General features: G+C 31.5%; 9 protein-coding genes, 2 tRNA genes and 1 rRNA gene. 8 read left to right on the forward strand and 4 right to left on the reverse strand.

The features are described 5' to 3' along the window. Nucleotides 1–10 precede the first annotated feature (10 nt). From rrf to lpxA, 5 genes are all read left to right on the forward strand, one after another. Nucleotides 11–120 (forward strand): 5S ribosomal RNA (rrf, locus tag KHA98_RS15170). A gap of 73 nt (nucleotides 121–193) precedes the next feature. Further along, a tRNA-Phe gene (locus KHA98_RS15175) sits at nucleotides 194–266 on the forward strand. Between the two features lie 5 nt (nucleotides 267–271). Next, nucleotides 272–357 (forward strand) — tRNA-Leu (locus KHA98_RS15180). Nucleotides 358–548: 191 nt separating this feature from the next. Further along, complete coding sequence (locus KHA98_RS15185) at nucleotides 549–1112, forward strand: Crp/Fnr family transcriptional regulator (protein WP_213258777.1); 564 nt, start codon at nucleotides 549–551, stop codon at nucleotides 1110–1112. Nucleotides 1113–1176: 64 nt separating this feature from the next. Beyond that, nucleotides 1177–1947 carry an acyl-ACP--UDP-N-acetylglucosamine O-acyltransferase gene (gene lpxA / locus KHA98_RS15190; protein WP_213258778.1) on the forward strand — a complete coding sequence of 257 codons (771 nt, stop codon included), beginning with the start codon at nucleotides 1177–1179 and terminating at the stop codon, nucleotides 1945–1947. A 99-nt stretch (nucleotides 1948–2046) separates the two neighbouring features. On the opposite strand, the gene KHA98_RS15195 is transcribed toward lpxA, so the two are convergent. From KHA98_RS15195 to KHA98_RS15210, 4 genes are read right to left on the reverse strand one after another with little or no spacing between them, the layout of a single operon-like run. After that, nucleotides 2047–4470 carry an ABC transporter permease gene (locus KHA98_RS15195; protein ID WP_213258779.1) on the reverse strand — a complete coding sequence of 808 codons (2424 nt, stop codon included), beginning with the start codon at nucleotides 4468–4470 and terminating at the stop codon, nucleotides 2047–2049. Further along, the gene (locus KHA98_RS15200; protein ID WP_213258780.1) at nucleotides 4470–6887 is read right to left on the reverse strand and encodes an ABC transporter permease; all 2418 of its coding nucleotides are present in this window, start codon (nucleotides 6885–6887) and stop codon (nucleotides 4470–4472) included. The genes KHA98_RS15195 and KHA98_RS15200 overlap by 1 nt, the downstream gene beginning before the upstream one ends. A gap of 1 nt (nucleotide 6888) precedes the next feature. Continuing rightward, nucleotides 6889–9312: an ABC transporter permease gene (locus tag KHA98_RS15205; RefSeq protein ID WP_213258781.1), complete on the reverse strand. Its 2424-nt coding sequence runs from the start codon at nucleotides 9310–9312 to the stop codon at nucleotides 6889–6891. 4 nt (nucleotides 9313–9316) lie between these two features. Further along, nucleotides 9317–10027 (reverse strand): ABC transporter ATP-binding protein, encoded by a 711-nt coding sequence (locus tag KHA98_RS15210; RefSeq protein WP_213258782.1) that lies wholly within the window; start codon nucleotides 10025–10027, stop codon nucleotides 9317–9319. Nucleotides 10028–10300: 273 nt separating this feature from the next. Here KHA98_RS15210 and KHA98_RS15215 point away from each other — a divergent pair, with 273 nt between their 5' ends. The 3 genes from KHA98_RS15215 to KHA98_RS15225 are packed head-to-tail and all read left to right on the forward strand — an operon-like array spanning nucleotide 10301 to nucleotide 13595. Then, nucleotides 10301–11647, forward strand: coding sequence for a sigma-54-dependent transcriptional regulator (locus KHA98_RS15215; RefSeq protein ID WP_213258783.1), 1347 nt, complete (start codon nucleotides 10301–10303; stop codon nucleotides 11645–11647). Nucleotide 11648: 1 nt separating this feature from the next. Next, complete coding sequence (locus KHA98_RS15220; RefSeq protein WP_213258784.1) at nucleotides 11649–12977, forward strand: sensor histidine kinase; 1329 nt, start codon at nucleotides 11649–11651, stop codon at nucleotides 12975–12977. Nucleotides 12978–13028: 51 nt separating this feature from the next. Continuing rightward, nucleotides 13029–13595 carry a hypothetical protein gene (locus KHA98_RS15225; protein WP_213258785.1) on the forward strand — a complete coding sequence of 189 codons (567 nt, stop codon included), beginning with the start codon at nucleotides 13029–13031 and terminating at the stop codon, nucleotides 13593–13595. The last annotated feature ends 54 nt before the right edge of the window (nucleotides 13596–13649 follow it).

Raw genomic sequence — 13649 nt, forward strand, 5'->3', positions numbered from 1 at the left:
TATAACTTCTTAAGGTGGTTATTGCGGCGGGGCTCACCTCTTCCCATCCCGAACAGAGTAGTTAAGCCCGCCTGCGCAGATGGTACTGCAGTTATGTGGGAGAGTATGTCGTCGCCTTTCTTTTGAAAACCCTGTTTCGTGAGTTACAGGGTTTTTTATTCTTACTTTATTTATAGTAATATGAATAAATAAAGGTACCTTAGCTCAGATGGTAGAGCAATGGACTGAAAATCCATGTGTCCCTGGTTCGATCCCTGGAGGTACCACATCCGCTCGGATGGTGAAATTGGTAGACACGCTGGACTTAAAATCCAGTGAACAGCAATGTTCGTGCGGGTTCAAGTCCCGCTCTGAGTACTAAAAACTTCAATTAGCTTTTGCTGATTGAAGTTTTTTTTTGGAATTAAATGTAGCATTTTTGTTAAGCTTTCTTTTTAAAGTGGTTTTTGGGAGTTTTAAGTGCCTGTTTTTTTATTTTGCATTCATTTGTTGTGAACGTGGTTCTTTTCTTCGCATTATTAATAAATTTGGTTTTAAATATTTATGGTATGGAAGAGCTAATTGACATTATAAACAGTTTTCAAAAGTTGGACAACGAAACTGAAGAAGCTATTCGGAAGTTTTTTATTGTTGAGAAATTTGAAAAAAACGAATTTATCATTGAAGAAGATAAAATTTGCAGAAAGGTATATTTTATTAAATCGGGTGCAGTTAGAAGATTTTGTTTTGAAAACGATGAAGAAGTTACCAAGTGGATTTATACTGATAATCAATTTGTAACTTCGATGAGTAGCTTTTTCGAACAAAAACCTTCTTTTGAAATTTTTCAGACTTGTGAAGAAACCATTGTTTATTCGTTATCTTATTCTGATGAACAACTTCTATTAGAATATCCTTTATTTTTAAAATTTCACCTTAAACAGCTTCGATATTATCTTTCTAAAATTAATGAGTTTCATCATTTATTCCGGGTAATGACTGCTGAACGAAAATATTTATTTCTATTAGAATCCTTTCCTCAAATTATTCAGAAAACTAAACTGAAACATATTGCGTCTTTAATCGGTGTGAGTCAGGAAACATTAAGCCGAATTCGAGCAGGGATTATTTGATGTTAGGTCAAATAATTTAATTTTCTTTTTTTCAATATTTGCTTTATTGCTAAAATTTAGAATATTGAAAAATACTGACATACACAAGAAGGCTAATATTGGGACAAATGTTCAGTTTGGTAATTTTATTACTATTGAAAATGATGTTGTAATTGGAGCGAATACATGGATAGGGAATAATGTTTCTATTTTAAGCGGTTCACGAATAGGGAATAATTGCCAAATTCATTCTGGAACTGTAATCGGGGGAATGCCTCAGGATTTGAAATTTAAGAATGAATATACTTTAGTGGAAATAGGTAATAATAACATCATTAGAGAAAATGTTACTATAAATCGTGGCACTTCTTCAAAGGGAGTAACGCGAATTGGGAATTCTAATTTAATCATGTCAAATGCTCATATAGGCCATGATTGTTTTATTGGGAACAATTGTATTATTGGTTTTAGTGTTGGTATGGCGGGTGAAGTAATTGTAAATGATTGGGCTAATATAAGTGGTCTTACTGCGATTCATCAATTTTCCAGAATTGGTAGCCATTGTATGATTAGTGGTTTGAGCAGAATTGTTAAAGATATTCCTCCTTTTATAACAGTTGCCCATGAACCATTAAGATATGCTGGTTTAAATATTACAGGTTTGAAAAGAAGAGGATTTACTTTAGAGAAGATTAATGAGATCAAATCGATTTACCGGATATTATTTCAAGAGAAGAGAAATACAAAGTTAGCATTGGATTATATCGAACTCAATTTTGAACAAAGTCATGAACGTGATGAGATTCTTACTTTCATTAGATTATCTGAACGAGGAATTATCAAGGGTGTTTTATAGTATTATGAGAAATAGAAAGACTCCATTCTACAACTTTAGAATGGAGTCTTTTAATTAAATATGAATTAATAATTTTGTTTTAAAAGGGATGACTAACTTTTACTCATATTTTAAATATTTCAAAACATCTGTTTTTGTAGCTATGTACGCTCTCGATAAAACGATTAGTAAAGTCAGAATTAGTAAGATTGTAAATCCAATGAAAAATGGGAGTAAACCTATCTCTATTCTAAACGCAAAGTTCTCGAGCCATTTATTTAGTAGATAATAAATAGGGCACAATGCGATTGTAAAACCGATGATACAATATAGAATGTATTGTTTTGATAATTCTTTTATTAATACATTGGTTTCTGCTCCAAGAGTTTTTCGGATTGCAATTTCTTTCATTCGCCTTTGTATTGAATAAGAGGCCAGAGAAAATAAGCCAAAAAGGGCTATTAGAATTACTATTACATTTAACAGCGAAAAAAGATTTTTTTGTTTTGTATAAGCTTCATAAGTTCTAGCATATTGTTTGTCTACAAACTCGTATTTAAAAGGATATTCTTTGTCAACATTTGTTGTCCAAAAATTTTCTATGTCCGAAAGTGTATTTTTAATATTCTGAGATTTTAATTTTACATAAACGACATTCATATTTTCAGCTAAATGCAAGGTTTCCATATGAAAAAATGTCATTGGTGGCACTTTGACTTCAGGACTTAATAAATTGAAATCTTTTACAACTCCAATAATTTTTAACTTTTGATTTCTAATTAGAATTTCTTCTCCAATAGGAGTTTTCATATTCATCAATTTTGCAGCAGTTTCATTTATCATTATGGAATTTGTAGTGTCAGAGGCAAGTTTTCGATCTAACCCTCTGCCTTTTGCCATTTTGATTTGCATCATTTCGAGCATTCCAAAATCAACTCCAATATGTTTTGCTTTAAAAAGCACATCATGATATAAAAGTGGTGCTAACGAATTGTCTGAACCATCAAAAGATACAAGTCCTGTTGAAACATTTTCAACTCCTTCAATTTTTCCTAATTCTTGTTTTATTGTATTGTATTTGTTGAAAATGCTTTTGTCAATGTTTTCACCTTCGTAATATGAAGGCGGTAGATTTAAGTCTATAGCGACTAACTGGTCTCCTTTAAAACCAAGATCCCTATCATTTAAATATTTTACTTGTTGATAGACTATATGGGAACCAATAATAAAGAATGTTGCAATCGCAAATTGAAAAATCAACATTCCGTTGCGCAGCCAAACTCCATTTTTGCTTCTTGCAAAATTACCTTTTAATACTTTTAACATTTCAAAATTTGAAACATAAACTGCCGGAAATATTCCTGCAACCAAAATGGTAATAACAAAAACCAGAACTAATTGTAAATAAAACTGACTTCCATTAATTATTAAATTCTTGTTTAAAAAATTATTGTAATAAGGTAAAGTTAATTCTACAACGACCAAAGCCAATAATATTGAAAATAAACTTATCAGAGTGGTTTCAAATATAAATTGATATATAATGTTACTTTTTGATGCACCAAGAATTTTGCGAATTCCTACTTCTTTAGCTCGTTTTATCGCATTGGCAGTAGCCATATTTATATAATTGACAATAGATAAAATGAGAATTAAGATTGACAATCCCGCCATAATTATTAAAAACTGATAATTACCACGGCTTTCCGGATAACCATCTGTGATTGACTGCAATCTTGCTGTTGAAAGAGGTTCCATGAAAACGGTAAAATGACCTACTTTTTTTGTCATTTCTTCAGGAGTAAAACCAGCTTGTTTGGCCTCTCTCACGATGACTTCTTCATAGTATGTCTTTTCGAGCATTCTTCGTGTTTGCTCTACTTTTGATGGATTTTTAACTTTCAAAAGCATTTTTACAGCAAATAGACTTCGGCTTTTATCAGGGTCAACAAGATCCTTCATTCTATTTACTACAACATTTGGAGCAATCGAAGAATTGCCTGGAATGCGGTATACCGCACGAACTACAAACAAATTATCAAGACAGTGAATTTGTTTGCCAATTGGATTTTTGTTGCCAAAAACACGCTTAGCAAGATCTTCTGAAATAGCAATACCTGATCCATCTTTCAACGCATTGACAGCATTTCCCTGAGTGATTTTAAATGGGAATAAAGAAAAGAAATCACTTTCTACATTGATTATTTTATCAACGAATTCTTTCTTTCCATTATAAATTATTTTACTTTTTTGATACCAACTATCTGCGAACACAATGTTTTCGACATTTGAATCTTTTTCTAAATAAGCTTTGAATCGTACAGGATGATCGGTGCCAACAGGCGTATCTGTCAATTGAACTAATACCTGATAGACATTGTCTCTTTCCGGATTCCAGGCATTGTAACTTTGTTCGTCGTTCCAATAAAGCAAAGCGAAAATTAATCCTGAAATTCCAATTGCTAATCCCAGAATATTTAAAGCTGTAAAAAGCTTGTTTTTTTTAATTTGGTAAATAAATATATTGGTCCAGTTTTTTAACATTATTCGTATTTTAAATATTGTAAAATCTCCACTTTTGTTACTTGATAGGCTTTTGTTAAAACAATGGTCAGTGTTAGAAATAATAAAAAGAAAAATGCTACTACAAATGTCTGAATCGATATATCAATTCTATACGCAAAGTTTTCCAACCATTTTTGAAGTAATAAATAGGCAGGCACAGTTCCTATTAGAAAACCAATTATGCAGAAAATTACGTATTGTTTCGATAATTCTTTCAATAGTGTAATGGTTTCAGCGCCGAGTGTCTTTCTGATGGCTATTTCTTTCATTCTTCTTTGAATGGAAAAAGAGGCCAATGAAAAAAGTCCAAAGAGAGCTATTAGAATTACAACAACATTCAATAAAGAAAACAAATTCTTCTGTTTTACATAAGACTCATACGTTCGTGCATATTCCTTATCGACGAAATCATATTTAAAGGGATATTCGTTATCAACTTTTGACCATAATTTTTCTATGCTCGCAATTGTATTTTCTGGGTCATCCATTCTTAATTTTATGAAAACTTTGCTGATGTTGCGTGCCATTCCTAAAGTCTTTAAATGGTAGAAAGCCATAGGAGGTACTTGCATTTCCGGGCTTAATAAATTAAAATCCTTTACAATACCGATGATTTGTAATTTTCGCTCTCGTACTATAAGTTCTTTACCAATCGGGCTTTTAATATTCATCTGTTTTAAAGCGCTTTCATTTATAATAACTGAATTGATAGTGTCAGAAGCTAGTTTTCGATCAAAATTTCTTCCTTGTACAATTTTAATATTTAGCATTTCAAACATACCATAGTCTAATGCAATTGTTCGTTCTTGAAAAAGTTCATTATTATAGAGCACCCCGCTGACAAAATTGTCAGAACCATCAAAAGCAATAAGACCTGTTGAAATTTGTTCAACACCTTTTATTTTGGTGAGTTGTTGTTTTATGAGACTATATTTGCTGTAAATATTTTTTTCTACATTTTTATCTTCATATTCTACTGCCGGAAAATTCAATACTACAGAAATTACCTGATTTCCTTTAAAACCAAGATCTTTATTTTGTAAATATGTAATTTGTTCATAAACAATATAGGAACCAATTATAAAGAAGGCAGCAATTGCAAATTGAAAAATCAACATTCCGTTGCGTAACCAGATTCCGTTTTTACTTCTTCCAAAATTTCCTTTTAAAACTTTCAAAGTTTCAAAATTGGCTACGTAAATAGATGGAAGCAGGCCAGCTGTAAATACTGTAATTATAAAAATTAGCATTAATTGCCAGTAAAATTGACTACCGAGCAGGATGAGATTTTTGTTTAAGAAATTGTTGTAAAAAGGCAAGGTCATTTCTACAATAACTAAAGCCAGGATTACCGAAAAAGAAGTTGTTAAAATCGTTTCAAATATGAATTGATAGATAATATTCGTTTTGGAAGCACCTGTAATTTTTCTCACGCCAACTTCTTTCGCTCGTTTTATGGCATTTGCTGTAGCAAGATTGATATAGTTAACAATTGATAAAATGAGAATCAAAATTGATAATCCCATCATAATTATTAAAAATTGATAATTGCCTCTTCCTTCAGGATAACCGTCTGTTATTGAATGTAATCTGGCTTTCGAAAGTGGTTCGATTACGACATTAAAATGACCTACCTTTTTACCCATTTCTTCAAATGAAAAACCTGCTTCTTTTGATAAACGTTTAATGAAATCATGGTTGTAGATTCGTTCCAGTTTTTTTCGTGTAATTTCAATCTTTGTCGGATCTTTTACTTTAAGTAGTAATTTAAAAACAAATGGATTGTTAATATCTGAATTGACTACTTCCTCCATTTTATTGATTATCACATTTGGAGCGATTGAGGAGTTTCCCGGAACTCGATAAACTGCCCGAACAGAAAAAAGTTGATCAAGACATTTAATTTGTTTCCCAATTGGATTTTCATCGCCAAAGATTCTTTTTGCAATACCATCAGAAATTGCAATACTAGAGTTGTCTTTTATTGACGAAATCGCATCTCCCTTTATGATTTCAAAAGGAAAAAAAGAAAAAAAGTTGTGTTGTACATTAATTATTTTATCTACAAATTCCTTCTTCCCTTTGTAAATAATTTTATCTTTTTGATACCAGTCGTCTCCATACATTACGGTTTCGATATTGGGATCTGCATCCAGAGCTGGTTTTAAAAATAAAGCGCAATTTGACCAGGATGGCATGCCACTCAATTGTACTAAAACTTGATATACATTGTCTTTTTCAGGATTCCATGAGTCATAATTTTGTTCGTCGTTCCAGTTTAGAAGTGCAAAAATTAATCCTGAAATACCAATTGATAATCCTAGAACATTCAGGGCAGTAAAAAGTTTATTGTGTCGTATTTGGTAAATAAATATATTGATCCAGTTTTTTAGCATGTTATTCGTATTTTAAATATTGTAAAACATCAACTTTGGTAGCCTGATAAGCTCGGGAAAGTACTACTGCAAGAGTAAGCAGTAATAAAATGGTAAAACCGGTTAAAAATGGAAAAACAGAAATAGAAATTCTATAAGCAAAATTTTCTAACCATTTATTTAATAAATAATAGGCAGGAAATAAAGCGATCGTAAATCCTATAATACTAAAAAGAACATATTGTTTACAAAGTTCTTTCAATAAAATATTTGTTTCGGCACCAAGTGTTTTTCGAATAGCAATTTCTTTCATGCGTCTTTCGATAGAGTAAGAAGCCAGGGCAAATAAACCAATTAGAGCAATAATAATAACAATCACGTTTAGTAACGAAAAAACATTCTTTTGTTTGACATAGCTGCTATACGATCTTTTGTATTCTTTATCTACAAAATCATATAAAAAAGGATATTCTGAATCAACTTTCTTTATCCATAAACTTTCTATGTCAGTAATAGTCTGCTGCATGGTTTTGGGATCTGCGGTTACATAAATATTGTTCAAAAGATTAGTAAACCACGGTATACTTTTAAAATGAAATATTGACATTGGAGGGACGGCTTCGCCAGGATGTCCGAGATTAAAATCTTTTACAACACCTACAATAATTACTTCTTTTCCATCCCAGTTTATTTTTTTTCCTATAGGATCTTTTTCGTTTAATAATTTTAAAGCGGTTTCATTAATTAACATCGAATTTATAGTGTCCTGAGAAAAATTAGGATTAAAATAACGCCCTTTCACAATTTTTATTTTCATCATCTCAAGAAGTCCAAAATCTACAGGAATACAACTCCCGTCTATATTTATGTCTTTGTAATGATATGAAATTACAGATTTTGCACCTCTTCCCATAACAAAGCCACCGCCTGCAACTTGTTTTACGCCTTTTATGCGAAGCATTTGGTTTTTGATACTGTTATATCTGCTAAATTGATTTTTATCTGTGATTTTTTCGCCATATATATTTCGATAGGAGATATTAAGAATCTGGTTTCCGTTAAAACCTAGATCCTTCGAATTCATATAATCGATTTGCTGATATACAATATAAGATCCGATGATAAAGAAAGCAGCCACAGCAAATTGAAATATCAACATTCCGTTGCGAAGCCATACACCGTTTTTACTTCGAATAAAATTTCCTCGCAGCACTTTTAAAACTTCAAAATTCGAAACATAAACTGCAGGAAATATTCCGGCAACAATTACAGTAACAATAAAAATAACAGCTAACTGCAGATAGAATTGTTCACTTTGAAGAACAAGGTTTTTTTCTAAGAAAGCATTGTAATAAGGAATTGAAAGTTCAACAATTACAAGGGATATCAAAATTGAAAACAATAAAATTATAGCAGTTTCAAAAATAAACTGTTGTATAATATTGGCTTTAGAGGCTCCAATAACTTTTCGAACACCAATTTCCTTTGCTCTTTTTACAGCATTTGCTGTAGCAGAATTTACATAATTGACAATAGACAGTATGAGAATTAGGATTGATAAACCACCAAAGATCAATAAGAGTTGATAATTTCCGTTGGTTTCAATAAGTCCACCCGTTTTGGTATGTAACCGAAGAGAAGATAAAGACTCTAAATGAGGTTTTACTTCTCCAAATTTTTTAATGAACTCTTCTGGATTCATGCCCTGAGATTTGGCACGGGGTACCGTCATGTTATCATAATAAATTTTAGTCAGGTTCTTTATGATTAATGCTGTATCAGTTGGTTTTTTTAGTTTTAATAAAAGGATAAACTGAAAATTTCCCCATTGCTGGATCGTATTTTTTACTCGTGAATCCATAAAATTGATTACACAAGAAGGATTAAAAATCGACTTTTTGTCTAGTTTATAAACGCCTCTAACAACCAATACCTGATTCTGAAAAACTATTTTTTTGCCAAATGCACTTTTGTTTCCAAAAAGTTGCGCAGCCAAATCTTCAGATAAACAAATACTATTTGCATCTGGTATACTTGTCTTTGGATTTCCTTCGATAAATTGATAGGGGAAATAGTCAAAAAAGTTTTTTTGTGCAATAAGAATTTTATCAGACTGTATTTTTTTACCGTCATAATGAATAATTTCATTATCATAATTTCCGTTTACATAGCAATAAGATTCGACTTCTGGACTTATGTTTTTTATTGTAGGTCCTATTGGAGCCGAACTTGAAGCCCAATATGTAGTAGGATCCATTTGATTTGCAACTAAAAAAACATTGTCCTTATTTGGATTCCATTGATCGTAACTTTGTTCGTCGTTCCAATACAAAATCGCAAAAACTAATCCTGCGATTCCGATGCTCAAACCCAAAACATTCAAAGCCGTAAAGAATTTGTTGTTTTTGGTGTGATATATAAATATATTAATCCAGTTTTTCAGCATGACTCTAATTTTTAGAAGCTACCAAAACGTCTACATTTCTATGATTTACTTTTTCAGAAAGAATAACTCCGTCTTTCATTAAAATGGTTTTTTGCGAAAAAGAAGCATCATAATCAGAATGCGTAACCATAAGAATCGTTGAGCCGCTGGCATGAAGATCAGTTAGTAATTCCATAACCTCATTTCCGTTTTTACTGTCCAGATTTCCGGTTGGCTCATCGGCAAGAATAATTTTCGGATTATTGATTAAAGCTCTTGCAACGGCTACACGTTGTTGTTGTCCGCCCGAAAGTTGCTGCGGAAAATGTTTCAGTCTATGAGAGATTCCCAAAATTTTTGCGATTTCATTTACTCTGGATTTTCTTTCGCCAGAAGGAACATTATTATAAATCAAAGGCAATTCGATATTATCAAAAACAGATAATTCATCAATTAAATTAAAGTTCTGGAAGATGAATCCGATGTTTTCTTTTCTGGCTTTTGATTTTGCTTTCTCCTTTAAACCCACCATTTCCTGATCCAGTAATACATAACTTCCATCTGATGCGCTGTCCAGAAGTCCGATGATATTTAATAAAGTCGATTTTCCGCTTCCGGATGGTCCCATGATCGAAACAAAATCGCCCTGGTTTATAGTTAATGAAATTTCGCTTAATGCTCTGGTTTCTAATTCCTCAGTTCTAAATACTTTTGAAAGCTTGTTAATGGTAATCATAATAGATTGTTTTTAGTTTTGATTGATTTTCTTTTATAAATATTATTCCTTCGGAAGTAAAAGAAACACGTCTGAAAATTAAGATAATTAACAATGCGATTTTTTGTTATTTTTACTTTCGAAAGAGGTTAATAATTAATGATTTACCACAACAAATGTGATTTTCATGCCAAAAATTTAAACCTTGTAACTGCTTTGTTTTTAAGATTTTATTTTCTAAAAAAAAGCTTCACTGTCCATAAGTGGACACCATTCGTCCAAAACCGAACAAAAATGAAAAAGACAAACGCTTCAATTTTAATCATCGATGATCAGGAAGACATCCTTTTTGCGTCGAAAGTCTACCTGAAAAAGTATTTCGAGAACATTTATACACTCAATAATCCGAAAAATATTGTCGAATTATTGGCAAAAAATACCATCGATGTAGTTTTGTTAGACATGAATTACAGAATAGGTTTTGAAGATGGAAGAGAAGGTTTGTATTTATTGAAAGAAATAAAAACACTTTCGCCAAAAACAGTTGTGATTTTAATGACCGCTTTTGGTAAAGTCGAAACAGCCGTTGAAGGATTAAAATCGGGTGCTTTTGATTATATTTTAAAACCCTGGGAAAATGTAAAACTACTAGAATCGGTAAAACAAGCCGTTGAAAAAGCGAGAAAAGAACAAAAGAAAATTAAAAGTCCGGAAATTGCCGATGACTTTTTTATTGGGAATTCTGAGATTATAAAAAAGGCCTATTCTTTTGCGGATAAAGTGGCAAAGACGGATGCCAATGTTTTGATTCTTGGTGAAAACGGAACAGGAAAATTTGTTCTGGCGCACCATATTTATTCGCAGTCCGAGAGAAAAAATCAGCCTTTTATCAATGTCGATTTAGGATCATTAAATTCTAATATTTTCGAAAGTGAATTGTTTGGTTATGCAAAAGGTGCTTTTACCGATGCAAAGGTTGATACGCCGGGACGCTTTGAAATGGCGCAAAACGGAACGATTTTTCTGGATGAAATAGGGAATGTTCCGCTTCATTTACAGTCCAAATTATTGCAGGTTATTCAAACTAAAACCGTAACCAGATTAGGCGAAACAAAAGCAAGACCTCTAAATGTTAGAATTATTACGGCAACAAATTTGAATTTAAAACTTGAAGTTGCCGATAAAAATTTCAGGGAAGATTTGTATTACCGAATCAATACAATGGAAATTATTTTGCCTCCGCTGCGCGAAAGAAACGAAGATAAAATTCCGCTGGCTGAATATTTATTAGAAAAAATCAGTGAAAAATACGGAAGAAGCCAAATTACTTTTGATAAAAAAGTATTGGAACAAATCGAGAAACACGCCTGGAACGGTAATATCCGCGAAATGGAAAATAAGATCGAGCGTGCTGTTATTCTCTGCGAAAACAATAAAATCACAGTTTCCGATTTAGATTTAGAGCAAATCACCGAATACGAAAACCCGGATGATATTCAGCTTTCTTCGGTTGAAAAAGCTACTGTCGAAAAAGCACTTTTAAAACACAATAATAATATTAGTAAAACCGCCGAAGAACTAGGGTTGTCAAGAGGATCTTTGTATCGCCGTTTAGAAAAATATAATATCAGTACCAATTAATATGCTTAAATCTTTCAAAACATATCAACTCATTTTCCTGCGTTTACTTTTGATTTTGGCGGGAATTGAGTTTTCTCTTTATCTGCATAAAATCAAATTTGTTTTTGCACCTGTTTTTGGTTTTCTGATTGTTTTTTTTCTAATTATCGAATTGTATAATTATATAAAAAGCATCATTTTATTGTACGACAAAACTATTTCTTCGATCATACAAAATGATTTTAGTTCTGATTTTTCGAAACATAAATCCAATCAAAATGATTTATTTCAGTTGTATGATATTTTAAAAAACAAGCGAAATGAACAGGTTTCAAAAGATATTATTTACACCTCAATTTTAAATAATATAGAAACCGGAATTATTATTCTGCAAAAACAGGAAAAGGATTGGAACGTTTTTTTAATGAACGATTATTTTTCGACTCATTTTAATGTACCTAAATTTTCAAAATGGAAATACCTGAAAAGTCATTTGCCTTCGCTTTGCGAGATTATTGACAAAGATGATTTTCAGGAAATAAAAACTTCGATCGAAATTAGTATCAATCAGGAAAATTCGCAAACTTTTGTTTTGCAGGCTTCGCGAACAGAGATTTTTGAAAATGATTATTTTATTGTTTTACTCGATTCGATTCAGAATGTGGTGGAGAAAAAAGAGAAAGACGCCTGGATTAATTTGATGAAAGTGATTTCGCATGAACTTTTAAATTCCATAACGCCAATTCGTTCTATTTGCCAGAATCTGCAGGATTTAGTTGAGCAGGATTCTTTGTCTTCAGAAGATTTAGAAGACATTAAAAATAGTGTTGGCACGATGTTGAGACGAAGTGATCACTTACAGAAGTTTGTTGAAGGTTATCGAAAACTGGCAATGTTGCCTTCGCCTAAAAAACAAAGAGTCGAGCTGCAGGATTTGATAAATAATGCGCTTCAAATTATGGAGCCCATGTTTAAAAAAGAAAATATCGAAATTGTAAATGCAATTTCTCTTCATTATTTAATTAATGTTGATGCGCAGCAAATCGAACAGGTTTTGATTAATCTTTTAACAAATTCAATTCATGCGTTGAAAAGCGCTAATCAAAAGCGGATTTTTATTTCGGCGGAAGCCAAAGAAAACAGAACTTTTATTAAAATTGCCGACAGCGGAAACGGAATTGAAAAAGAGATCGAAAACAAAATTTTCCTTCCTTTTTTTACTACCAGAAATGAAGGCGCCGGAATTGGTTTGACTTTATCCAAAAATATTATTGAAGCGCACGGCGGTTACATCAATTATAAAAATGAAAGTGACAAAACAGTTTTTGAAATTTGTTTAATTGAGGGGTAATTTTCTTTTTAAGTTTTAGAGATAAATATTGTTATACTTAATGAAAAAATTATGGAAATAAATAGAGACTTAGTTCAAAAAATGATAAATGATTCTATAGGGGATGATTTTGTTATTCATGAATTTATAGACAGTTCTAAATATGTATTTATAACATATAAGCATAAAGAATTTGATGAAGATGATGAGAGAGGAAAATTAATTGGACCTGGACCGATAGTTTATAATAAAGAATCAAAAGAATATAAAACTAGTGGAAGTGGTGATTTTGTTTGTGGAGAATATTTTGGCTACTTGAATGATGGTGACGAATATATTGAAAAAGAGTTATCTCTTGAGGAAATTAAAAGTAATATACTGCGAAGAAAATTTGTGAACCATGATGATATTTGGGATCTAGAAATTATTTATAAAAATAAAAAAGGAGATTTTAAATCATATCTGACAAAAAATAGAAATTATAATCTTATGTTGCATAGTATTTATTGTTCGGAAGATTTTGATTCTGTAATATATTTTGAAAATTTATGGATAGAACTCAAATTAAAATATGAAATGATAAGCCCTAATGAGATTTTATTGTGGAAAAGTTATTCTGGAGATTTGTTTGAGAAGTAGATTTTATCTTTACAAGAGAATAGCACATTACTTTTAGCATTAATTTATGTTAGC

The organism is Flavobacterium branchiicola (assembly GCF_018383905.1).
Taxonomy (GTDB): domain Bacteria; phylum Bacteroidota; class Bacteroidia; order Flavobacteriales; family Flavobacteriaceae; genus Flavobacterium; species Flavobacterium branchiicola.